21 protein-coding genes are annotated in these 22,309 nt (G+C 67.6%); 7 read left to right on the top strand and 14 right to left on the bottom strand.

The window, feature by feature from the left end; all coding sequences use genetic code 11:
• Window positions 1-17: 17 nt before the first annotated feature.
• From ACWDUA_RS01790 to ACWDUA_RS01740, 11 genes are all read right to left on the bottom strand, one after another.
• Window positions 18-1,118, bottom strand: coding sequence for an MSMEG_0565 family glycosyltransferase (locus ACWDUA_RS01790; protein ID WP_449749287.1), 1,101 nt, complete (start codon window positions 1,116-1,118; stop codon window positions 18-20).
• A 6-nt stretch (window positions 1,119-1,124) separates the two neighbouring features.
• The gene (locus tag ACWDUA_RS01785) at window positions 1,125-1,964 is read right to left on the bottom strand and encodes a carbon-nitrogen hydrolase family protein (protein WP_449749286.1); all 840 of its coding nucleotides are present in this window, start codon (window positions 1,962-1,964) and stop codon (window positions 1,125-1,127) included.
• A gap of 36 nt (window positions 1,965-2,000) precedes the next feature.
• Window positions 2,001-3,443, bottom strand: coding sequence for an MSMEG_0567/sll0787 family protein (locus tag ACWDUA_RS01780; protein ID WP_449749285.1), 1,443 nt, complete (start codon window positions 3,441-3,443; stop codon window positions 2,001-2,003).
• 4 nt (window positions 3,444-3,447) lie between these two features.
• The gene (locus ACWDUA_RS01775) at window positions 3,448-4,503 is read right to left on the bottom strand and encodes an MSMEG_0568 family radical SAM protein (protein WP_449749284.1); all 1,056 of its coding nucleotides are present in this window, start codon (window positions 4,501-4,503) and stop codon (window positions 3,448-3,450) included.
• Window positions 4,500-5,978 (bottom strand): class I adenylate-forming enzyme family protein, encoded by a 1,479-nt coding sequence (locus ACWDUA_RS01770; protein ID WP_449749283.1) that lies wholly within the window; start codon window positions 5,976-5,978, stop codon window positions 4,500-4,502. The genes ACWDUA_RS01775 and ACWDUA_RS01770 overlap by 4 nt, the downstream gene beginning before the upstream one ends.
• A gap of 30 nt (window positions 5,979-6,008) precedes the next feature.
• Window positions 6,009-7,316 carry an MSMEG_0569 family flavin-dependent oxidoreductase gene (locus tag ACWDUA_RS01765; RefSeq protein ID WP_449749282.1) on the bottom strand — a complete coding sequence of 436 codons (1,308 nt, stop codon included), beginning with the start codon at window positions 7,314-7,316 and terminating at the stop codon, window positions 6,009-6,011.
• Between the two features lie 61 nt (window positions 7,317-7,377).
• Window positions 7,378-7,671, bottom strand: a complete 294-nt coding sequence (locus tag ACWDUA_RS01760; RefSeq protein ID WP_449749281.1) for an MSMEG_0570 family nitrogen starvation response protein — start codon at window positions 7,669-7,671, stop codon at window positions 7,378-7,380.
• A complete protein-coding gene (locus tag ACWDUA_RS01755; protein ID WP_449749280.1) occupies window positions 7,664-8,569 on the bottom strand; it encodes a carbon-nitrogen hydrolase family protein in 906 nt (301 codons plus the stop codon). The genes ACWDUA_RS01760 and ACWDUA_RS01755 overlap by 8 nt, the downstream gene beginning before the upstream one ends.
• Before the next feature lie 12 nt (window positions 8,570-8,581).
• Entirely contained in the window at window positions 8,582-9,106 is a 525-nt protein-coding gene (locus tag ACWDUA_RS01750; protein WP_449749279.1) for an MSMEG_0572/Sll0783 family nitrogen starvation response protein, read from the bottom strand.
• Window positions 9,107-9,946: 840 nt separating this feature from the next.
• A complete protein-coding gene (locus tag ACWDUA_RS01745) occupies window positions 9,947-10,768 on the bottom strand; it encodes an alpha/beta fold hydrolase (protein WP_449749278.1) in 822 nt (273 codons plus the stop codon).
• A 113-nt stretch (window positions 10,769-10,881) separates the two neighbouring features.
• Complete coding sequence (locus ACWDUA_RS01740; protein WP_449749277.1) at window positions 10,882-12,762, bottom strand: GAF domain-containing sensor histidine kinase; 1,881 nt, start codon at window positions 12,760-12,762, stop codon at window positions 10,882-10,884.
• A gap of 109 nt (window positions 12,763-12,871) precedes the next feature.
• On the opposite strand from ACWDUA_RS01740, the gene ACWDUA_RS01735 reads away from it, so the two are divergent.
• Window positions 12,872-13,258, top strand: coding sequence for a response regulator (locus ACWDUA_RS01735; RefSeq protein ID WP_449749276.1), 387 nt, complete (start codon window positions 12,872-12,874; stop codon window positions 13,256-13,258).
• 13 nt (window positions 13,259-13,271) lie between these two features.
• On the opposite strand, the gene ACWDUA_RS01730 is transcribed toward ACWDUA_RS01735, so the two are convergent.
• A complete protein-coding gene (locus tag ACWDUA_RS01730; protein WP_449749275.1) occupies window positions 13,272-13,928 on the bottom strand; it encodes a response regulator in 657 nt (218 codons plus the stop codon).
• Between the two features lie 145 nt (window positions 13,929-14,073).
• Window positions 14,074-15,543: a hypothetical protein gene (locus tag ACWDUA_RS01725; protein WP_449749274.1), complete on the bottom strand. Its 1,470-nt coding sequence runs from the start codon at window positions 15,541-15,543 to the stop codon at window positions 14,074-14,076.
• 227 nt (window positions 15,544-15,770) lie between these two features.
• Between ACWDUA_RS01725 and ACWDUA_RS01720 the strand changes: the two genes are divergently transcribed.
• Window positions 15,771-16,220 carry a hypothetical protein gene (locus ACWDUA_RS01720; RefSeq protein ID WP_449749273.1) on the top strand — a complete coding sequence of 150 codons (450 nt, stop codon included), beginning with the start codon at window positions 15,771-15,773 and terminating at the stop codon, window positions 16,218-16,220.
• Window positions 16,221-16,289: 69 nt separating this feature from the next.
• On the opposite strand, the gene ACWDUA_RS01715 is transcribed toward ACWDUA_RS01720, so the two are convergent.
• Complete coding sequence (locus ACWDUA_RS01715; protein WP_449749272.1) at window positions 16,290-17,330, bottom strand: VOC family protein; 1,041 nt, start codon at window positions 17,328-17,330, stop codon at window positions 16,290-16,292.
• 240 nt (window positions 17,331-17,570) lie between these two features.
• Between ACWDUA_RS01715 and ACWDUA_RS01710 the strand changes: the two genes are divergently transcribed.
• From ACWDUA_RS01710 to ACWDUA_RS01690, 5 genes are read left to right on the top strand one after another with little or no spacing between them, the layout of a single operon-like run.
• Complete coding sequence (locus tag ACWDUA_RS01710) at window positions 17,571-18,449, top strand: acetaldehyde dehydrogenase (acetylating) (RefSeq protein ID WP_449749271.1); 879 nt, start codon at window positions 17,571-17,573, stop codon at window positions 18,447-18,449.
• Window positions 18,446-19,498, top strand: coding sequence for a 4-hydroxy-2-oxovalerate aldolase (dmpG, locus tag ACWDUA_RS01705; RefSeq protein WP_449749270.1), 1,053 nt, complete (start codon window positions 18,446-18,448; stop codon window positions 19,496-19,498). The genes ACWDUA_RS01710 and dmpG overlap by 4 nt, the downstream gene beginning before the upstream one ends.
• Window positions 19,495-20,964: an aldehyde dehydrogenase gene (locus ACWDUA_RS01700; RefSeq protein ID WP_449749269.1), complete on the top strand. Its 1,470-nt coding sequence runs from the start codon at window positions 19,495-19,497 to the stop codon at window positions 20,962-20,964. Before dmpG ends, ACWDUA_RS01700 begins: the two co-directional genes overlap by 4 nt.
• 1 nt (window position 20,965) lies before the next feature.
• Window positions 20,966-21,730 carry an SDR family NAD(P)-dependent oxidoreductase gene (locus ACWDUA_RS01695; protein ID WP_449749268.1) on the top strand — a complete coding sequence of 255 codons (765 nt, stop codon included), beginning with the start codon at window positions 20,966-20,968 and terminating at the stop codon, window positions 21,728-21,730.
• Between the two features lie 27 nt (window positions 21,731-21,757).
• Entirely contained in the window at window positions 21,758-22,174 is a 417-nt protein-coding gene (locus tag ACWDUA_RS01690; protein WP_449749267.1) for a tautomerase family protein, read from the top strand.
• Window positions 22,175-22,309: the final 135 nt, after the last annotated feature.

The raw sequence follows: 22,309 nt of genomic DNA, 5'->3' as shown, positions 1-22,309 counted from the left end.
GGCGTGGTTCGCGACGTTCAGATCTCCGGGCGGGGATGCGCGGCATAGAAGTCCAGATGCGCCCGCGCTGCGCGCTCCCAGGTGAGTGAACGGGCCAGTGCGTCGCCCCGGTCTCGACGTCCGACGTCCGGATTGCGCGCTGCACCCAACGCTGCCGCCAGGGCGTCGACGTCGGCGGCGTAGGTGACGGTGTCGCCGAAGACCTCTCGGAGGATCGGTAGGTCACGGGTGACGACGCGTCGGCCGGCCGCCAGCGCCTCCATCGCGGCCAGACCGAATCCCTCCTTGGTGGAGGGGAATGCGAACACCTCGCAGGCGGCGACGAGCGATGGCAGGTCGGACTCGTCGACGGTGCCCAATACGATGGGTGTGATACCCAGTTCGTGTTGCCGCCGTTCGAAATCCGCGCGATAGTCGCGATAGTCGAACAACGTCTCGCCGCCGGCGAACACCAGGTTCAGGCCGGGGTCCTCGCGCGCGCGGATCGCGAACGCCTCGAGGAGGTCGATGCTGCCCTTGCGGGGCTCGATCCCGCCGACCGCCAGGACATACCGGCCCAGCCGCTCCCGCCATGCGCCTCGGTCCGCTGCGGCCTCCACGGAATCGGCTGCGGCATCAGCGAATCGGTCATAGGCCACCCCGTTGGGGATCACCGTGGGGCGCAGCCCCCACCCGTCCTCCACCTCGTTGGCCACCGCCTGCGACACGCAGATCCGTGCGTAGGGGGTCGTCACCGCCTTCTCATGGCAGTCGACGAGCACAGGGGTGGTGAAGTGATCGAGGTGATGGATCGTGCGGATGCACATACCCACCGCATTGGCGCTGATGCAGTCCTGGGCGTGCACGATGTCGAAATCATCTGGCCGAAAACCGGATCGGAGTGTATCGATGGATCGGACGATGCGCCCGGTCACGTCCTCGCCCGGCACGTCGTCGAACGGGAGCAACTCGATGTGCACGCTCGGGTCGACGGGCCGGAAGAATCCCTGGTCGCCGCCGCGGGACAGGCTCCACACCGTGACATCGGCACCCAGACGGCTCAACGCCTCGGCCAGGTTCAGCGTGTGGACCACGCCGCCGCGCGGTTTGGTGGAATACGTCAGCAATGCGATCCGCAAGGTACATCACACCTTTCGATCGGTGGTGTAGATCTCTGGTCGCAGTTCCGCCAAGTGGTTGAGCACGCGTCGCGCCCGCTCGATCTCGGCGTCGATGTCCACCTGCACCTTGGCCAGTCCGCCCTTGGACCGGGTGGTGGCGAGCACATCGCCGCCCGGACCCACCACCTTCGCCTGCCCCAGGAACTGCAGTGAGCCGGTCACCCCGGTGAGATTCGACGACACCACGAACACCTGGTTCTCGGCAGCCCGGGCACAGTCGTAGAGATCGAACAGCCGGGACTGCCGATCGGCCGGAAGCCTCGCGGCCCGATCCGTGACGCTGGCCGGCCATGCCGACAACGCGGCGATCACGCGCGCGCCGTCGAGCGCGAGCGTACGAGCCGACTCCGGGAAGGTCTTGTCGTAGTCGATCAGCATGCCCAACCGCCCGATCGGCGTGTCGAAGGTGCGGAACGAGTCGCCGGCGGCGTACGCCAGCGATTCCCCGGCCGGCTGATGCACCTTGCGGTGGGTACCGAGCACACCGTCGCCGGACATGCAGATCGCGGCGTTGTACCGGGTGTCCCCGGCGGCCTCGGTGTATCCGATACACACGGTCATCGGCCCCGCCGCCTTCGTGATCGCCGCCAGCTCCGGGCCGTCCGGATCGAGTGCTGGTGGCAGGTCCTCGGGGTCGGGGGAGCGCAGGTCGCCGATGTAGCCACCCAGAGTGGCATCGGGAAAGACCAGCAGGTCGACGCCATCGCGGACAGCGGCCTCGACGATTCCCACGGCTTTGGCGACACCCCGTGCGACGTCGCGTCCGAAGTGTCCGGCGAGCGCGCCGAGGGTCACCGTCCTCATGTCACCGGACCCTACCGCTTCCGACGGTGCGACAGGTCATGCCGCCCCCAGCCCGGTGACCGAGGACGCCACCGCACCGGTGACCTCCCCGTCCGGCCAGCGCAGCCGGACGCCGACGTCGGCGGTGAGCCACCCGCACGGGGCGGCGGCGGCGGGTCCGGGAACGTCCCGCACGGGACGGTCGTCGGCGGTGAGCATCGCGAAGCCCGGGAAGCAGGTCAGCCATTCGCCGAGGGTCGCGGCGTCCGGCCGGGGAATCGCGGAGACCTCCAGCTCGGCGCCGGTGCCCGATGCCTCGGCGAGCATACCGAGGGTGCCGACCAGTCCGGCCATGCTCACATCCTTGGCCGCATGCGGGCGAAGATCACCGACGATCGAACCCATCGCCCGCAGCTGTTCCCCGGAACGTGAACTGGTGCTGTCCCATTGGCGACCGTGATACCCCGGCCGCCACGATCCACCGAGATCGGCGATCACCGAGACGACATCGCCTACGCGGCCGCCACCGGCCGCCACCGGGCACGTGGTCTGCCCCAGGGCGGTGACCGACAACGATGCGTGCACGCCGACCTGTGTGTGGCCACCGAGAACTGGTGTGCCCCAAGCCTGTGCGGCGGTCGAGATACCGCGGATGATCCGGGTGAGATGGGAGGTGGTGGGTGCCGCTATCGCGTCGAGCAGGCCCACGGGTGTGGCGCCCATCGCGGCGAGGTCGTTGAGATTGACCAGCACCGAACACCATCCGGCCCACTCGGGGTCGCGCTCCACCATGGCCGGCAGGACCGCATCACAGGCCGCGATCAGGTCTGCGCCGGGCACCGGTACCCCGTCGTCTCCGCGGAACCCGGCCGGCCCGAGACCGCCGGGCTGACGACCCAGCGGGGCCAGGACATCGGCGAGCATCGACTTGGTGGTGTCGGCGGCGCGCTGGATCTGATCGATGGGCCAGCCCATGCGGCGGTGGGCACAACCGCCGATGATCGGACCGGGCCCGCGGTCGGTCCAGCCCAGTGCGGTGAACAGCCGCAGATAGCGTTCCTGGATGGTGGCGTCGAAGCGGAGCACTCCGGCACCCTCGACGTGCGCGCAGGCCGCACGGATCAGGGCTCGGCCGATGCCGCCGGCGTGCACGGTGTCGGCAACCACGAGACGGCTACCGGCCCACCAGCCGATGTCGGTGGCGGTGCACGGGGCCACGCGTACTCCGCCGACCACATGGCCGTCGGCGGACAGTGCCACCAGCACGACGGTCCGCGGATCGTCGTCCACGTCGTCGTGGTCGGAGGCCGCGAAAAGGCCTTGCCGCTCGACGAACTCCGTGTGACGCAGTGCGTGGTAGCCGGCGAGTGCATGGGCGTCGTCGGCCACCGTGATCAGATGATCCGACGGTGTGGACGCGCGCGCACCGGCGAGAATCGACAGATCCCGGGTCCGCGATACGGGCGAGGAGATCGTGGAGTGTGGAAGGCCGTCGAGCATCGTCTCAGCCTCCCACGGTCTGCAGGATGCTGCAGGCCCCGCACGCCGCGCATCCCGCGCCCTGATCGGCGCCCGCCATGCCGATCAACTCCAGATGCCGCCCGACCTCCCGACTGATCTTCTCCACCACTGCGGGATCCGGGGCCGGAGCGCCGTCGACATCCACCGCGAGGGTGCCCGCGTGCGGACGGAACGGGACGACGAAGGGATACACCCCCATATCGGCGAGCTCGTTTGCGCCGGCGATCATCTCGTCCGGATTCTCGCCGAGTCCGACGAGCAGGTAGGTGGACACGCGGTTGCGGCCGAACACGCGCACCGCCTCGGCCCATGCCGCACGGTATTCCGACAACGGCACCGTCGACTTGCCCGGCATCCAGCGGCGCCGGACCTCGTCGTCGAGGGATTCGACGTGGATGCCGATCGCATCGGCGCCGGCATCGTGCAGTTCGGTGATGGTGGCGAGGTCGGCGGGCGGCTCACACTGCACCTGGATCGGCAGCTGCGGCACCGCGGCCTTCACCGCGCGGACGCAGCGAGCGAGATGCCGTGCACCGCGGTCCTTCCCGGCCGATGTGCCGGTGGTCATCACCATCTGCACGACGCCGTCCAGATCGACTGCGGCGCGGGCTACCTCGGCGAGCTGGTCGGGTCGCTTGACCGCGACGGTGGTCTCCGACCGCAGCGATTCCTCGATGGAGCAGAATCGGCAGCGCTGATCTTCTGCATACCGGATGCAGGTCTGCAGCACGGTGGTCGCCAGAACACTGCGGCCGTGGAGCTTTGCGATCTTCTCATACGACACCCCGTCGGCGGTGTGCAGATCGTAGAATCGCGGACGCCCGATCACCCCGATGTCGAGGCCGGTGTCGGCGCCGTCGCGGAACACCCGATTTCCGTCGAAGACAAAGGGACTGTTGGGGTTTCGTGGAATCGCGGCGTCGAATCCGTCGACGACGAGGTGGCCGTCGTCGGTGGGCCCGGCGCCGCCGGTGCGATTGAGTGGTGGTGTGCCCCGGAATCCCAGAAGAGCGAGGTCGACACGGGTGGAGGTGGTCATGATGCGTTCTCCAATCGGGTGCGGGCCGGGTCCGGCCGGCGGTCCGCTCCGCAGCCGGACAGCGCCCGTCGGCGGATCTTTCCCGCATCGTTGCGGATGGGACTGTGGGTCAACAGGATCTGGGTCGGGCCCAGGTCGTTGCCGAGTTGCTCGACGATGACCTGGTGGAGGTCGTCGGGGAGGTGATCGGCGTCTGCGATGTCGATCAGGACGGCCACACCGGAGGTGCCGTCGGTGGTGCCGGTGGGAAAGGCGACCGCACCCCGGACATCGGGGTGCGACTCGACGGCGGCCTCGACGTCGGCGGGATAGATCGTGCGATCCGGGAGTCGGATCACATCGGCGGCTCGCTCCACCACGTACAGCCAGCCGTCGTCGAGGTACCCGAGATCGCCGAGGGTATCCCATCCGTCCGTGGTGCGTCGGGATGGTGCACCGAGATATCGGTAGGTGGCGAGTTCACCACGGCGGAGCCAGATCTCGCCGATCTCGCCGTCGTCGGCGATGGTTCCGTCGGGCCGTCTGATGGTGATCTCGGTGTCTCCGGCGGCCCGGCCCGTGCTGCCGGGGTGGGCGAGCCAGTCGCGTCCACCGATCATGGTGAGCCCGTTGGACTCCGATCCGGCGTACACCTCGACCACGCGTTCGGGGCCCAGCCAGTCCAGCAGGGCACGTTTGTCGGGGATCGGACAGCGTCCGCCGATGTGCAGCACCGATGCCAGCGAGGACAGGTCGTGGCGGTCGCGTTCGGCGGTCGGGAGCCGGAGGAGCCGTCGGACGGACGGTGGTGACAGAACAGTCCAGGTGACCCGGTGCCGCTGCACGGCGGCGAGGAATCGGTACTCGTCGAAGCCCGGTTCGATGACCACGCGATGCCCCGAGGTCAGTCCCCGGAACGCGTAGGTGAAAGCGGTGGAGTGCCACAGCGGTGAGGTCACCAACTGTGTTGCCTCGCGGGGGATGAACGCGGCAACCGGGGAATCGGGGTCGATGAGCGCGGGGGCCGTGGAGAGCACCACCTTGGGGACTCCGGTACTACCCGACGACGCCAGGGCCTTCCAGCTCCCGGCCCAGCGATCGGGCAGCGGAAGCGGTGCGGCCGAGGCAGCGGACTCGGTGTCGACGAGGACGACACCAGGCCTGATCGCCGCACCGCCGATCACCGCCCGAGGGCGGGCATTGTCCTCGAGCAGGCGGCGTTCGGCATGATCGAGTGACGGATCGATCGGCATCGGGGTGGCACCGGCTCGCCAGATCGCGAAGCAGGCCACCACGAATGCCGTCGAGTTGGGCAGGAGTACTTCCACCAGGTCGTCACGCCGGACGCCCTCGTCGAGCAGGGTCCGCGCAAGGTGGGTGGCAGCGGTGTCCAGTTCACGGTAGGTCAGCGGACCGGTGGGGTCGACCACCACGACGTCGGACGGCCGGGCGGCCGCCTGATCGGCGAGCACCGATGAGATCGATCGACGGGGCACGGCGGATCACCTCCAGAGTCGGACGGTGGACTACTGGCCGGACGCCAGCAGATGGGTCGAGAGCAGATGGGGCTTACGCGAACTCAACGATTCGATGATGCTGTCGGCGACGTGTCGGGCGTCGCGGTCGACGCCCAGGAATCGGCCCGACCCCCACGTGTGCATCCACGGCAGGCCGATGAAGCTGAGACCATCCACCTGGGTGATACCCCGGGTCTGCATCGGGCGGCCGGCACCGTCGAAGGCCGAGGCCTCGATCCATCGGTAGTCGGGGTGATATCCGATGGCCCAGATGATGCCGGTGATCCCGGCGGCAGCGAGATCGAGTCGGGACGGCTCGTCGCCCGGAGTCCAGACCGGTTCGTACCGTGTCGGTTCCGGGGCGTCGATCCCGGCGGTCGCGATGTAGCGGTCGATGTCGGCGCAGATCGAGTTGTACACCGAGTCGGCATGGTCGAGGGACTCGGTCAACGTCGGTGCGAACTCGAGTGTCGAATCCTTGCCGCCGGTCAGGAGTCCGTAGAGTTGCATCCCCTCGAGAGCGAACTGTCGGAGGTCGACGTCACGGCCACCATCGCGTCCGGTCACATAGTGATTGGTCTTCTCCTGAGCGGCCTTTCCGCCCGGATACTCCTGGGCGGGGGTGTCGTAGAGACCCATGTCGGCCAGCCAGGTCATGCAGTCGCGGCCACGGTAGGTGCGGGCCACCCGAGGCGCGTTGCCGATCGCCAGATGCACCTCGCGGCCTGCCAGGTGGAGGTCCTCGGCGATCTGCGCACCGGACTGGCCGGACCCCACGACGAGCACCGCCCCGTCGGGTAGTTGCCCGGGATCGAAGTATTCCTCGGAATGGATCTGTGCCACAGACGGATCGAGCGCAGAGGCGTACGGCGGGATCACCGGCAGCGGATATCCACCCGTGGCGATGACGACCTGGTCGGCGGTGAGGATCTCGTCACCGTCGTCGGTGGTCAGGGTGAGCTCGAAACCGCCTGTGCCGGTCTGACGGAGACGCGAGACGGTGGTGTGTTCGCGCAGCGGTGGGGTGAACGTGGTGAGCCAGTCCTGTAGCCAGGCGACCACTTCGTCGCGGGTCATGAACCCGTCCGGTTCTGGCCCGTCGTAGACGTGGCCGGGAAGTCGGCAGTGCCAGTTGGGGGTGACGAGGGTGAAGTTGTCCCACCGCTTCGATGCCCAGGCGTGCATCGCGGTCTGCGACTCGATGACGACGTGGTCGACGTCGGCCTCGCCGAGGTACCAGCTGACCGCGAGACCGGCCTGGCCGCCGCCGATGACGGCAACCGGGAGGTGAGCAGGGGTATGAGCGGGTGTGCCCATGATGTCTCCAAGGAGGGAAGGGTTGTGTGGGAAGGGATGTCGACGAAAGTCGGAATCGGCGTCAGGAAGGCAGCGGCGGAAACATCGAGACGATGTCCACCGTGGCCCGATCGTCATAGCGTTTCGCGGAGATGCCGATCGCCTCGGCACTCGCCGCCGCCGACGTGCAGGCGAAGCCGAACTTCGCCCGCACGCGCTCGGCGGCCTCACCCAGTGCCGTGGTTGCGCGGGTGCGGAACTCCCCGACGGTGTAGGTACCGCCGACGTCGAGGTGGTCGTGGATCACCAGACTCGGCGAATAGCATTCCTGTACAACACCATCGGGCCACCGGACACTGAATGTCATCTCAGGCATGGGCGAGGGCCCGCCATTGTGTCCCGGTCGGGGCATCGGTGTCGGTTTCGGTGAGCAGTCCGTAGGCATCGGGTCGGCGGTCGCGTAGATGGAACATGCCCGCGCGCATGGTGCGGAATGTTCCGGCGATGTCGACCTCGGCGACGGCCATGCCCTCACCGAGGAGTGTGGTGTCGAGAATGTTCCCGCCGGGATCGACGATCTTGGCGTTGGCGACGTACCGTAGTGAGCCGAAGGTGCCGGATTGGTTGGATGCGACCCAGAAGACCTGGTTGTCGAGGGCGCGGGCGGTGTCGAAGAGGTTGAACCGGTAGGTCCATCGGTCGTCTTGCAGGTTCTCGGCGGTGGCGGTGCGTGCGGCCGGCCAGGCGGAGAGGCTGGCGATGATCTCGGCGCCTTTGAGTGCCATGACGCGTGCTGCTTCGGGGAATGCCTTGTCGTAGCAGATCTGGAGTCCGACGCGGCCGATGGGGGTGTCGAAGACGTCCCAGTCCGACCCGGACGAGTAGGACATGTTCTCGCCGAGTGGTTGGTGGACTTTGCGGTAGCTGCCGTAGATGTGGGTGCCGTCGAGGATGGCGGCCGCGTTGTAGCGGGTCTGGCCGTCGTCGGCGAGCTCACAGAATCCGATCGCGATGACCATGTCACCGATGATCGATTGCACGCGTGCGATTTCCGGTCCATCGAGCCGGATCGCGGGGGGCAGTGACCGACTCGTGTTCTTGATGGTGTCCCCATGATTGCCCAGCGACGAGAGGTAGCCGCCGATCGCGGCCTCGGGGAAGACGAGGAAGTCGACGTTGCGTGATCTGGCGAGGTCGACGAAGTCGGCGATCGTCTGATAGTTCTGTTCGAGGTCGCGGGTGAAGTTGGCTGCGACCGATCCGATTGTGGTCATGGTGTTCTCGATTCAGACCATGTAGGTGGAGTTGATGATCGCACCCTTGCGGGAGTAGTGGATGATCGCGTCCTGGACGTCGAGCGGGTGGGCGGGGATGACGCCTTCGATCAGGTCTTCTTCGCGGCCACCGTGGAGTGCGAGGCCGAAGCGGCAGCAGAAGACGGTTCCGCCTTCGGAGATGAAGGTCTCGAGTGAGTCGTTGATGTTCTGCTCGCCGGGGAATCCCGAGTCGCCGGTCTTCGGGAAGCCGCGTGTGGCGAGGCAGTTGATGGCGCCGGGGCCGTAGAAGTAGATGGCGGACTCGAATCCCTTGCGGAGGGCGCGAGTTGCCTGCAGGACGGCGACGAAGCTGACCGATGATTCGTGTGCGATGCCGTGGACGAGGGTGAAGTACGACTCGCCGTTCTCGGCCTTGTAGTCGGGGAAGATCTTGGTCCCGCCGTAGATGTTGGAACCCTTGGGCAGCGACGGGTGGGGGATCTCGGCCAGCGAGGCGGCGATGTTCTCGGTGATGGTCTCATCGAATGCAGACATGGATGCTCCTGTGCGTGGACAGCGTGGACGGGTGATAATGGGCCAGGCGACAGTGCCTGAGAGGCTCGATGTTCGGGGCATCGTCGGTCCGAACCGGGATAGCGTTTGCTACGTCCACTAGTTCACGCCCGGAGTATTTCGTAGTGGTTACGAGCGGAATAATTGGAGCGCCGATCTGCGTAACATGGCCGACGGGGTCTTTCGACACGTCTCGTCGCCATGCGGCCCATCAGCCCACCCGCTGTGTCGCACTCGATGACCGATCCGGGACCGCTCAACCACCGACGACCTCGTGCTGAGTGAGTGAGAATCCCCCGAACGATGATTGAGCGGGAAGTCCCCGAACGATGATTGAGCGAGAAGTCCCCGAACGATGATTGAGCCGGGACCGAGCGAAGCGAGGACCTGTGTCGAAATCTCTGCAGCGCGTGTCGGGTGGTGACCGCCTGCGGGGTGGTTGCGTTGGGGAGGTCGGCCGTCTGAGGTTTCGACTCGACTTGTCGCTACGCTCCTCGTCGGCTCAACCACCAACGACCGCTTGATGATTGAGCCGGGACCGAGCGAAGCGAGGACCCGTGTCGAAATCTCTGCAGCGCGTGTCGGGTGGTGACCGCCGGCGAGGTGGTTGCGTTGGGGAGGTCGGCCGTCTGAGGTTTCGACACGTCTCGTCGCTACGCTCCTCGTCGGCTCAACCACCAACAGCTGGTCGCCCCGCTCCTCGTTGGCTCAACCACCAACGACTGCTTGATGATTGAGCCGGGACCGAGCATCGTGAGGGCCCGTGTCGAAATCTCCGCAGCGTGCGCGGGAGGTGACCTACGGAGGTTTCGACCCGGGCGATCAATCCTCGATGAACTTCAGGATGTCGGCGTCGAGGGCGACCTGGTAGTCGCCGTAGATACCGTGCGGTGCACCGGGATACACCTTGAGGGTTCCGTCGGAGACCAAGTCGATGGACTTGAGCGCGGCTGCGGCGATCGGCACGATCTGGTCGTCGTCGCCCTGGGCGATCATGATCGGCACATCGAGTGCCTTGAGATCCTCGGTCTGGTCGGTCTCGGAGAAGGCCTTGACGCAGTCGTAGGCGGCGGCGAGATTGACCAGCATGCCCTGACGCCAGAAGTCGTCCTTGGCGCCCTGCGACACTGCCGATCCCTCCCGGTTGGCACCGAAGAATGTCTCGGCCAGATCCTGGTAGAACTGCGAGCGGTCCTTGAGCACACCCTCACGGATACCGTCGAACACCGAGATCGGGGTTCCCTCCGGATTGTCCTCGGTCCGGAGCATCAGCGGCGGCACCGCGCCGGCGGTGATGATCTTGGCGACGCGACCGGCCCCGTGGCGGGCTGCATAGCGGACCACCTCGCCACCGCCGGTGGAGTGGCCGATCAGCACCAGATCACGCAGGTCCAGAGCCTCGACGAGGTCACGCAGGTCGCGGGCGTAGGTGTCCATGTCGTTGCCGGTGTAGGTCTTCGCCGACCGCCCGTGACCGCGCCGGTCGTGGGCGATCGCCCGGTAGCCGGCGTCGGCGAGCAGCTTGAGCTCGACCTGCCAGGCATCCGATGACAGCGGCCAACCGTGGCTGAGCACGACGGGGCGCCCCGAACCCTGTTCGGTGTAGTAGATCTCGACGCCGTCGGTGGTGGTGATGAAAGGCATGGTGTACTCCTGGGAGAGTGGCGGTGGTGGAACGTCACCAACTCTCGTCGCCGACGGGCACGATGTCGTCAGGGTTGACCGCCGATCTCGGGCAGTGCTGTCGGTAGTGATCACTACCGGTCAGCCGGTAGTGCAGTCGGTGGTGGCAGTGGCACACGAACACTGATGCGGGTGCCGCCCCCGGGCGGGCTGATGATCTCGATGGTTCCGCCCGCGGAGTCGATGCGATCGTGCAGACCGATGAGTCCGCTACCGGCCTCCGGCCGCGCGCCACCGATGCCGTCGTCGGTGACCTCGATGGTGAGGACGCCGTCGGTGGCCGTGGCCGTCACCCGGACGAGTTCGGCATCGGCGTACTTGGCGGTGTTCGTGAGTGCCTCGGCGACAACGTAATACGCGGCCACCTCGACCGGCTCCGGCAGACGGCGGGGCACGGAGATGGTGGTCTCCACCGGGATCGGCGAGCGGCGTGCGAGGGTCTTCAGGGCAGCGGCCAGACCACCGCGGGACAGGATCGCGGGATGGATGCCGCGGGAGAGCTCCTGCAGGTCACCGTGGATCTGCGAGAGCATGTCGACGGCGCGATCGATGTCGTCGCGCACCTCTTCCGACCCGGCCGGGACATTCGCCTGGATGGCACGCAATTCCAGACCGAGCGATACGATCCGCTGCTGCGCGCCGTCGTGCAGGTCGCGCTCCAGTGCCCGGCGCGCCGCGTCGGTGGCGGCGATCACGCGTGCGCGGGATCGGGTGAGCTGGGTCCGGATCTCCTCGTTGACCACTGCGGTGGCCGCAAGATCGGCGAAGTCCGCGATGTGATCGACGATGTCGTCGTCGATCCGGCCGTGCGCAGTCGCGACGATCACCGCTCCCCACACGTCGTCGTCGACGACGATGGGAGCCCCCGCGGCAGCGACCAAGCCATGCTCACGGGCACGGCGGGAGACCGGATCGTCACCGTCGGCGTAGGACAGGGATACGGTGCCACCGCTGGATGCGATGTGGGTGGCGATGTTGTGGCCTCCGAGGGGAAGACGATCGCCCGGGCGAACCCCGGCAGCCCCTGCGTCATGGGCGGCGAGGACGGTGAACTGGTCGTCGTCGTAGCGGATCACCGAGATGTGTCGGGCGTCGGCACTCGTCGTGAGTTCACGAAGGAGGGCGGTATACGTGGGCTCGGGGTCGGCTCGCCGGGCGACCAGCGTGGCGACCCGGCGCAGCGCCGACTGACGGCGGGCGAGTGTCGCGATCTGGGCGTGACTACGTCGTTGGCTCTCGTCGAGCTCGGCGGTGAGCCGTTCACGTTCCCACACCGCCGACAAGAGAGCCTCGAGTGAGGGGATCATCCGGCGCACCCTGCGCAGCCGGTCATCGGACAGTCCGACGGGGACCAGTAGATATCCGACGAGGGTGTCGCCGTCGCGGAGCGGGATGGACGTGCAGATGCCGGAATCCGGGAGGGGAGTCGGTTCGGGGATGTGATCGGGGCCGGTGAGGATGGCGTGGGGCGGCGGGACATCCAGGACTCGCGAGAGGAGTCGGCCGGCGGCGTCGAGGGCCTCGCCGGTGGTGGCGGCGCGCAGCATCGACCGTGCCAGCGCGGCCGCCAGCTCCGACTCGGCACTGCGTTGGCGGGCCTCGAGCGCCCGGACACGCGATTGCCCGACGAGGAGATTGGTCAGCAGGGCCAGGGTGAGGAAGACCAGCGCCGAGGGGGCGAAGCTCTCGCTGCCCTCGCTGACATGGATCGTCACATATGCGGCGGCGCTGGCCAGCGACGTCGCCAGCGCCAGGTACATGCCCCAGCCGGCAGAGATCACCAGCACCCCGAGGAGGAAGACCGCACCGAAGGCGTTGTCGGGGGCGATCTGCTTGAGGGCCAGGACCGTCGCGATCTCCCCCGCGATCAGGCCGGCAGCGAGCGTGATCCCGACGGACAGGGGCGGTGACGTCGGCCGGAGGACCAAGGCGATCAGGCGTTCCATATGAGACATACGGCCTCCCTCCGAGGGGTCGTGGCACCATCGGCGACCGATTCGCCGTGGCGGATGTTCCGGGTAGCAGGGATGCCGGCACATCGGTGCATCTGACACCCTGACCAATATGGAACCGTCATCGGGGCACCTGACGTGTCTGATCGTCGATGACAGTGCCGCATTCAGGTCCGCGGTACGCGGGCTGCTCGATCGCGCCGGAATCCTGGTGGTCGCCGCGGCCATCGACCTCGATACGGCCGTGGACGGCTATCGGCGTGAGCATCCCGACGTGGTGCTGGTGGACATCGACCTCGGCGAACACAGCGGATTCGACGTGGTCGATGCGCTCCGGTCGGTCGACGCCGATGCCGGGGAGAAGATCATCATGGTGTCGACCCACGACCCCGACGACTTCGCCGACATGATCGCCGAGTCGCCGGCGCGCGGATTCATCCCGAAGTTCGCGTTGTCGGCGGAGCGGATCACCGCGATGCTCGGCCTCGGGCCACGCTGATCGGAGACCGTGGTCAGCCGGTGGCATCGAGGTAGGTGATGACCGCGCGGACCCGGCGGTTGTCGTCGGCCGTCTCGGGCAGATCCAACTTGGTCAGGATGCTGCGGACATGTTTTTCCACGGTGCCCTCGGTGATCCAGAGGCGCCCGCCGATCCCGGTGTTGGACAGGCCTTCTGCCATCAACGTCAGCACCTCGCGTTCGCGCGCGCTGAGCACCGCGAGGGGATCGGTACGGCGCCGCGTCGCCACCAGCTCGTGCACCAGGGCCGGGTCGATCACCGATCCGCCCGCGGCCACACGGTGGACGGAGTCGAGGAAGCCGGTGACGTCGGTGACGCGGCTCTTGAGCAGATATCCGATGGCATGCCCCTGGTCGAGCAGCTCGAGGGCGTGGTCGACCTCGATGTGCGCGGAGAGCAACAGGATCGACGTCCCGGGGGCCTCGCGGCGGATGCGGAGGGCTGCGTCGAGTCCCTCGGCCGTGTGCGTGGGGGGCATCCGGATGTCGACCACGGCGAGGTCGGGCTCGTGCCTGCGGACCGCGTCCAGCAGCTCCGTGCCGTCACCGGCCTGGCCCACCACCTCGAACCCGGAACCGGCGAGCAGACTCGCCAGTCCTTCGCGGAGCAGTACGTCGTCGTCGGCCACCACCACGCGCACCACGGTCATAGATCCTCTCGCCGGTCAGCCCTTCACCGGAGAAGTCTCTCATCTGAGGAGGGATCACGGCAGAGGTGTGCTCGGGTGGGCCGATCGCCGGTGCACGAGGTGCTCCGGCGAGGGATCCGGCGGGGTGTCACCAGAGGTCCGCCGATCACCACCGCGGCGAGGGCCCCCGATTGTCCTCGGCCAGGCAGAGCGACCGCAGTGCGTGGTGGTAGACGACGAGGCCATAGGTGTTGGGCGCGTTGACCAATCCGCCGATGTGGGGGATCACGTCGGCCCCGCCGAGGACGGTGCTCACGATCTGCTGAGCGATGGCATCGGAGACGATCCCGACCACCTGCGAGGTCAGGGCGTACACGTAGTAGGCGGCGGTGAGGGAGGTGCTCACACTGACATCGCCGAGTGGGATCAACTCACCTGGATCGCGGCCCTCGGCGATGTTGTGGCCGAGGCCGACCAGGGCGTCGGTCGCGGCGCCACCGACGGTGGGGAGCAGACCCAGGCCCATCGACGTGAGGTCTTCGAGGGTGCTGAAGTCGTCGGGATCGGCGGGGACCAGGTTGTGTGGCACCCGGGTGGTGCGCATGAACGACTGCAGGCGTGTGCCTGCTGCTGTGATGCGGGCAGCCGTCGCCTTGTCGGACGTGGTGGCCGCGAGGTAGCCGATGGTGCGGGCGGCGATCCGGGACAGCGGCAGGGTGCCGATCGCCGGGCACGTCGCCGGGTCGGCGATCATCACCTGACCGGCCATGTCAGCGATGATCGGGGGAACCTTCTGGCGGAAGTTCAAGTCGCGCAGCGGTTGTCCTGCTCGATCCCGCTCGTCGGCGGTCACCGAGACGATGCACGAGTCGACCAGGGCATCGCTGATGGCCTTGTACACACGCTTGACGACGGTGAGGCCGAGGGACAACGGGAAGGTGACCAGCGTGCCCACCGACACCGGGCCGACCGAGGCGATCCCCGGCATCGCGTCCTTGACCAGGGTCAGCGGGATGATGGTGGTGACGTACAGGTACAGCCACACCGACTCGACCGCCTGCGACAGGGTGAGCTGCTCTGCGGTGATCACCTGGCCGGACTGACCCTGCCGCACCAGCATCAGTTGGGTGACGATCCACTGTGACAACGGATCCCGGTAGTCGTTCATCGGGGCGTCGGGGCCGGCTCCCATCGCAGCCGGGTGGTTGGACACCCACAGCGACGAGATGCGGATGGCGTCCATGTCGTGATGTGCCTGCGCCTTGATCGTCGGTGCGTTCGCGCGCACCGATGCCGGTAGCGACGGTGCGAACGAGTCGAAGACCGCATCATAGATCGCACCGAACGTCGCGAAATGCGCTCCGACACAGGTCGTCTCGCCTGGTCGTGACATCGTCGCCGATCCGGTGGGCCGCGTTGAGGGTGCCGATCTGGTCGATGAAGGTGGTGTGGTCGACGGGGATGGTGGGGTCCTGGGAGTCGGCCGGGCAGAGGTGGTCGGCGCGCTCGACGGTGTGGCCGCCGCTGTCCCGGCGAGGCGTGCCGTCGGTCCCGCGGTGATCACCGCCAGGATGGCGACGACCGCGGCGATCCCGATCGTGAGTGCGCGACGCAGGCGCGCGATGGTGTGTCCCATGAATTCCCCAACCCGGTCGGTGCCGTGAACCGGGCTGTGGTTCACGGCGAACGGGGCCAACCTACGTAGTGGATCAACTGATCCACCATGCGCCGGGTCACATCTGGGCAGGATTCACCAGGGCGTCATCGGGTGGGGTCTCGCCGTTCACCGAAGCACCCCCGGGCCGACGCGATCGGGTCGGCGAGAGGACACTGGGGGCAGAGGTGATCGACGATCGGAGGAAGGTGTCTGCGCTGGAAATGGAACCCGGCCTGGCGCGGTCGTTGCGGCGGATCGAACGCCGGGTGCTCGCCGAGGTACGGCTCTCGCACAATGGCGTCCGCAGCATCTGGACGACCGTCGCGGCGCTGGCATGCGTCTGCCTGGCGTCCTGGGTGACCAGCGACGTCGACGGCCATCGCACGTTGCTGTCCCAACTCGCGGTCGGATTGGGTGTCGCAGCGGTCGTCGTGTCGTCGGCGGCGGTGACGATGCGCCGCTTCGGCTGGTGCTGGCTGGCCGCGGCGATCAGTGCGATCGCGGTACCGCTGTCGGTCCTCGGCTACTGGTCGGCGCAGACCGGCCTGGGCGTCGGGTCGTACTGGTTCCTGATCGGAACGTTGTGCCACGCGGTGCTGGTGGGCAACTGGGTGCGCTGCGGGCTCCCGCCCGAACACGGGCGCGGGCCGCGATAGCGCTCGCTGTGCACGACGACGGGCCACCGGTTCTCACCGGTGGCCCGTCTCATGCGTGGTGGATGTGTGTCAGATCGCGCCGACCGGTTCCACGGTGGGAACCTCCGCACCCGGACCGAAGTGCGCGAACCGCTCGATGTGCTGGTCCAGGCTCAGCGGACTCGGGGTGCCGTAGGTGAAGTAGGTCTCCCACGGCAGGTTCGCGCCGCCGATCGCGAGGCCGGTGTCGATGTCGGACATCTGCCAGGTCTGGGTCGGGCAGTCGGGGTCCATGTGCAGGTAGCCGGCTTCGCCGAACAGTTCGATCCGGTTGCCGCCGGGCTCGAAGACGTACAGGAACTGGCCCTGCGTGATGCCGTGTCGATCCGGGCCGGCCTCGATCTGGATGTCGTAGTCGCGGAACATCTCGGCCGCGTCGACATTGTGCTGGCCGTTGCCGTAGTAGAACGCCAGGTGATGCAGCTTGCCGGCGCCGCCGGTCATGTCCCGCATGCAGGCGACCTCGTGGCCGAGGATGTTGGAGCTCATCCAGGCGCCGATCTCGACGTCACCGTCGACGACCCGCTCGGTGGTGCGGAACCCCAGGTGACGCTCGAAGCCGTTCTTCACCGCGGTGACGTCCGACGCCATCAGGTTGAGATGGTCGATGCGCTTGACCGGGATGCCCTGCAGCGGCTTCTTGGACGGTCGGGTGAGGATCTTGCTGCGCAGCTCCGGCGGTGCCACGTACTTCTCGGCCTCCCACACCAGCGCCAGGTTGTGGCCGTCGGCCGACTGGAACGACAGCGTCTTGCCGAAACCGAACTCGTCCTCGTGCCAACGGGTGTCGACGTTGCCGTCCTTCAGCGACGCCGCACGCCGCTCGAGCGCCTCCGGCGAGGTGGTACGCAGGCCGGCGTGACCCATGCCGGCCTGCGGTGCCTCGGTGATCTTCAGGCTCCACTGGTACGGATCCTCGTAGGCCCGCAAGAACACCGACTGGCCCTCGCGCTTGGTGACGTACATGCCGAGGAATCGGGTGAAGAAGTCCTCCGTCTCCTGCGGCTTGGGGCTGAACAGTTCGCAGCGCGCCAGGTGTGCGACCTCGAAACGGTCGGAATTCTCGCTCATCGGTTCTCCTGTGGTGACTCGTCGGGCACCGGATCGGCGGTGCCGTTCGGTGGATGGCTGCCACGACAATGCCGCCCCGATGTGACTCCGGTCACCGCCGTTCCGAATAGCCGAACAACTGCCCCACATCGTCGGTTCCGATCCGGGCACACCGTCAACACCGCCCTGTCGGTGCCGCTGCTCCCTACCGTCGTCGGCATCGAGTCGGCAAGACCGTGCCGCAGGACAAGGGAGAACCACATGAGTCGGTTGACTGCCGCGATCGTCGGATCGGGCAACATCGGAACGGACCTGATGTACAAACTGCTCCGATCGTCGCACGTCGAGCCGGTGTCCATGGTCGGCATCGACCCGGAGAGCGAAGGGCTGCGCCGCGCCGAACGGGAAGGTCTGACCGCCTCCGCCGGCGGCGCCGACTGGCTGCTCGCCCAGTCGCAGCTCCCTGATCTGGTGTTCGAGGCGACGTCGGCCAAGATCCACGCGACCACCGCTCCGCGCTACGCCGAGGCGGGCATCACCGCCATCGATCTCACCCCGGCATCGGTCGGTCCGTACGTGGTTCCCGCGGTGAACCTCGACGACCACCTCGGCGCGCCGAATGTGAACATGGTCAGCTGCGCCGGTCAGGCCACCATCCCGATCCTGTACGCCATCAACCAGGTCGCGGACGCCTCCTACGGTGAGATCGTCGCCGCCATCGCCTCCAGGAGTGCAGGCCCCGGCACCCGCCAGAACCTCAGCGAGTTCAGCGAGAAGACCGGCCGCGCGCTCGCCCAGGTCGCCGGCGCCGACACCGCCAAGGCGATCTCGGTGATCAATCCCGCCGAACCGCCGATGAACATGCGCGACACCATCTACGCGAAGGTGCGTAACCCCGATGCCGCCGCCATCGAACGTGCGGTCGTCGACATGGTCGCCGAGGTCGCCGCGTACGTGCCCGGCTACTCGCTCAAGCTCGTCGACGTCGACGGCGACCTCGTCACCGTGATGGTCGAGGTGGTCGGCGCCGGCGACTACCTACCCACCTATGCCGGAAACCTCGACATCATCACCGCGGCTGCGGTGCGGGTCGCCGATGTGATGGCCCAGCAGAACCTCGTGACAGGAGCCCTCCAGTGACCACCCCGTCGAACAATCCCGACCGCAAGGTCACCCTCGTCGACACCACCCTGCGCGACGGTATGTCCAGCGTGTCGCACAAGTTCACCACCGACAACGTCGCCGCGATCGCCGCCGGCCTCGACCGGGCCGGCGTCTCGACCATCGAGGTGGCGCACGGTATCGGACTCGGCGCGTCGTCCATCCAGTACGGCTTTGCCGCCGCCACCGACCCCGAGTACGTGCGCGCCGCGGTCGACGCCGTCGACAACGCCGACATCGCGGTGCTCTACGTTCCGGGCATCGCCACCCTCACCGAGCTCCAGGGCGCCGTCGACGCCGGGATCAAGACGGTCCGCGTGGCCGTCCACTGCACCGAGGCGGACTGTGGTCAGCAGCCGATCGAGTGGGCCAAGGCGCAGGGCCTGACGGTGATGACCTTCCTGATGATGAGCCACAAGCTCGAGGCCGACGCGCTCGCCGAGCAGGCCGCCACGCTCGACTCGTACGGCGCCGACGTCGTCTACGTCGTCGACTCGGCCGGTGCGATGGTGCCCGATCAGGCGGGTGCGCGAGTCGCCGCGCTGCGGTCGGCGATCAACGCCGACATCGGTTTCCACGCACACAACAACCTGGGTGTGGGAATCGCGAATGCGTTGTCGGCGGCCGAGAACGGGGCGATCTTCATCGACGGATCGTTGCGGGGACTCGGCGCGAGCGCCGGCAACGCGCAGACCGAGGTACTCGCCGCGGCCTTCGAGCGCGCCGGCTGGGACACGGGCGTGGACCTGTTCGAATTGATCGACACCGCCGAGCATGTGGTCGCACCGCTGATGACCGAACCGCAGATCGTCGACGAGACCGCACTCGTGCTCGGCTATGCCGGTGTGTACTCGACGTTCTTCCATCCCACCAAGCGTGCGGCCAAGAAGTTCGGTGTCCCCACGCGTGAGATCCTCCTCGAACTGGGTCGCCGCGGAGTCATCGGCGGTCAGGAGGACATGATCATCGACGTCGCCTCCGAACTGGCCGGACGTACCTACGAGATCCCCGAGGCTGCAACGGTATGAGCACCGACACCACCCCCATCGCGATTCGTCATCTGATCGGCGACACCTGGACCGACGCCTCCGACGGGTCGACCTTCGAGTCTCGCGACCCGCACGACGGCACGCTGCTGGCGACCGTGGCGCAGGGCACCGCCGACGACGGCACCGCCGCGATCACCGCGGCGCGCACGGCCTTCGACGAGGGTCCGTGGCCGCAGATGTCCCCCAAGGAGCGGGCGGCCATCCTGCACGCCGTCGCCGACGCCGTCGACGACCATCGGGAAGAACTGGCGCAGTTGGAGACCCGGGACGGCGGCAAGACCATCACCCAGTCGCTGCACGCCGAGATCCCGCGTGTGGCACACAATCTCCGGTTCTTCGCCGACTATGTCGCGATGTCGGCCAACGAGGCCTACCCGGACGGCAACCTGTTCTCCTACGTGCTGTACCCGCCGGCCGGGGTGGTGTCGGCGATCAGTCCGTGGAATGCACCGCTGATGCTGGCGACCTGGAAGATAGCTCCCGCGCTGGCCTTCGGCAACACTGCCGTGCTCAAGCCGGCACCGCAGACCCCGTTGACCGCCAACCGGTTCGCCGAGATCGCGCTGGCGGCGGGACTGCCCGCCGGTGTCCTCAACGTGGTGCACGGCTTCGGCGGCGAGGCGGTGGCCGGTCCACTCACCGCCGACCCGCGCGTCGACCGCATCACCTTCACCGGGTCGAGTGCGACCGGGGTGAAGATTCTGCAGGCCGCCGCCGCCAACCACACCCCGGTGTCGGCGGAGATGGGCGGCAAGTCGGCCAATATCGTCTTCGCCGACGCCGATCTCGATGTGGCCGTGCCGATGTCGATCCGTGCGATCTTCGGTGGCAACGGGCAAGTGTGTCTGTCGGGGTCGCGTCTGCTGGTGCAGAACTCGATCCGAGAGGAGTTCCTGGAGCGGTTCACCGAGGAGGCGGCCAGACTCGTCGTCGGCGATCCGAAGGCCACGAGCACGTTCATGGGGCCGCTGATCGAGCAGCGCCATCTCGACAAGGTTGCAGGCTATGTCGAACTCGCGCAGGAGGAGGGCGGCAAGGTCCTCGTCGGCGGTGAGCGTCTGGCCGGTCCCGACCATGCCGGCGGGTTCTACTATCCGCCGACCGTCATCGCCGGGCTGACCAACGAGTCCCGCACTGCGCGCGAGGAGATCTTCGGTCCGGTCGAGACCGTCCTCGGTTTCGACACCGAGGACGAGGCGCTGCGCATCGCCAACGACTCACCGTACGGTCTCGCCGGAATCCTGTTCACCCAGAACCTCGATCGTGCACATCGCATGGCCGCCCGCTGGCGGGCCGGCACCGTGTGGATCAACACGTTCTTCGAACGCGACCTGCGGCTGCCGTTCGGCGGCGAGGGGAGCAGCGGCCTCGGCCGTGAGGGCGGACAGTACTCGCGCGACTTCTTCACCGAACCCCGAGCGGTGACGATGCGGTTGCGGGGCTGAGATGGCACCGCAGATCTCAGATACGTCGACGTGTGTGATCGTGGGCGCGACCGGGGCCATGGGCGCGGTCATCACCGCCCGGCTGGTCGACCGCGGGCACCGGGTGATCGCGGTCGGCCGGTCCGCCGATGACCTCGACAAGCTGGCCGCCACCAGCGAACTGATCACACCGTGCCGGGCCGACATCGCCGCCGACGAGGCGATCGAGATCATCGGTGCGGCCGTCGCCGGCCCGGTCGGCCTGGCGTTGTTCGCGGCGGGCCTGCCGGTGCGGGGATCGGTGGACACCATCGAACCGTCGGCGCTGGCCCTCGCGGCGAACATCAAGGTGGGCGGGGTCACCCGCCTGTTGCAGTCGGTCCGTGACCGGCTGGTGGAGGGGTCGCGGTTCGTGGCGATCGCCGGATCCCTGGGTATCGAGCCGGGACCGCTGGACGCCGGTCCCGGTACCGCGAATGCGGCTCTGCTCAACCTGATGCGTCAGATCGGCGCACTCTACGGTCCGCGCGGTGTCACCACACATACGATCGCGCCCGGACCGGTCGACACACCCCGGTTGCGTGCCCTGATCGAGACCCAGTCGGCCGAGACCGGGGTGCCGGAATCCGAGATCTGGGACCGGTACCGGTCGAAGACCGCCCTGGGCAGGTTGCCGACGCTCGACGAGATCGCCTGGCTCGTCGAGACCTTGCTGGCCCCCGAGGCCTGCGTCCTGCACGGTGCCGTGCTGACCGCCGACGGCGGTGTGCGGCATGGTGTCCTGTAACCGTCCCGTCCACGGAGGCCGAACATCATGCCCGTCGCCCACTTTCACCTCCCGGCCGATACCTTCACCACCGAGCAGGAGTCGACGCTGCTCCGCGATGCGTCGAAGGCCTATGCGCGTGTGCTGAGTTCTCCGGTGGACCGTGTCCGGGTGTTCCTCGTACACTACCCGCCATCGGCGATGGCCGTCGCCGGGGAACTGGTCTCGGACGCCGGTGTGGTGGCACCGTACTTCACCGCCATCGTGCTCGCCGGACGGCCCGCAGAACAACGGCAGGAGTTGTTGTCGGCGTTCACATCGTTGCTCGTCGAGACCCTGGATGTCGACCGAACCCACATCCGCGGGCAGATCATCGAGGTGAGTCCGGACAACTGGGGGATAGCCGGGGCTCCGGCGAGCGGTGTCCGTGCCACCGAGATCGCCGAGCGCGCATCGACCGTGTAGCTTCTCGCTGTTCGCATATGGTGCAACACGTTTCGGGCACTGCGGTCCCCGGGCCGCGGTCGGGTTGGTGTGCTTGGCTGACGGAGATTTCGACTCGGGTCCTCGCTGCGCTCGGTCCCGGCTCAATCATCGTGT

This window comes from Gordonia sp. NPDC003376, assembly GCF_053589235.1.
This window is presented reverse-complemented; position numbering and strand designations above follow the sequence as displayed.

Bases quoted from the DNA above. Each gene is read 5' to 3' on its own strand.
- ACWDUA_RS01785 (WP_449749286.1), bottom strand. From the start codon at position 1,964: ATGAGGACGGTGACCCTCGGCGCGCTCGCCGGACACTTCGGACGCGAC.
- ACWDUA_RS01780 (WP_449749285.1), bottom strand. From the start codon at position 3,443: ATGCTCGACGGCCTTCCACACTCCACGATCTCCTCGCCCGTATCGCGG.
- ACWDUA_RS01775 (WP_449749284.1), bottom strand. From the start codon at position 4,503: ATGACCACCTCCACCCGTGTCGACCTCGCTCTTCTGGGATTCCGGGGC.
- ACWDUA_RS01765 (WP_449749282.1), bottom strand. From the start codon at position 7,316: ATGGGCACACCCGCTCATACCCCTGCTCACCTCCCGGTTGCCGTCATC.
- ACWDUA_RS01760 (WP_449749281.1), bottom strand. From the start codon at position 7,671: ATGCCTGAGATGACATTCAGTGTCCGGTGGCCCGATGGTGTTGTACAG.
- ACWDUA_RS01755 (WP_449749280.1), bottom strand. From the start codon at position 8,569: ATGACCACAATCGGATCGGTCGCAGCCAACTTCACCCGCGACCTCGAA.
- ACWDUA_RS01750 (WP_449749279.1), bottom strand. From the start codon at position 9,106: ATGTCTGCATTCGATGAGACCATCACCGAGAACATCGCCGCCTCGCTG.
- ACWDUA_RS01745 (WP_449749278.1), bottom strand. From the start codon at position 10,768: ATGCCTTTCATCACCACCACCGACGGCGTCGAGATCTACTACACCGAA.
- ACWDUA_RS01740 (WP_449749277.1), bottom strand. From the start codon at position 12,762: ATGTCTCATATGGAACGCCTGATCGCCTTGGTCCTCCGGCCGACGTCA.
- ACWDUA_RS01735 (WP_449749276.1), top strand. From the start codon at position 12,872: ATGGAACCGTCATCGGGGCACCTGACGTGTCTGATCGTCGATGACAGT.
- ACWDUA_RS01730 (WP_449749275.1), bottom strand. From the start codon at position 13,928: ATGACCGTGGTGCGCGTGGTGGTGGCCGACGACGACGTACTGCTCCGC.
- ACWDUA_RS01725 (WP_449749274.1), bottom strand. From the start codon at position 15,543: ATGGGACACACCATCGCGCGCCTGCGTCGCGCACTCACGATCGGGATC.
- ACWDUA_RS01715 (WP_449749272.1), bottom strand. From the start codon at position 17,330: ATGAGCGAGAATTCCGACCGTTTCGAGGTCGCACACCTGGCGCGCTGC.
- ACWDUA_RS01710 (WP_449749271.1), top strand. From the start codon at position 17,571: ATGAGTCGGTTGACTGCCGCGATCGTCGGATCGGGCAACATCGGAACG.
- ACWDUA_RS01700 (WP_449749269.1), top strand. From the start codon at position 19,495: ATGAGCACCGACACCACCCCCATCGCGATTCGTCATCTGATCGGCGAC.
- ACWDUA_RS01695 (WP_449749268.1), top strand. From the start codon at position 20,966: ATGGCACCGCAGATCTCAGATACGTCGACGTGTGTGATCGTGGGCGCG.
- ACWDUA_RS01690 (WP_449749267.1), top strand. From the start codon at position 21,758: ATGCCCGTCGCCCACTTTCACCTCCCGGCCGATACCTTCACCACCGAG.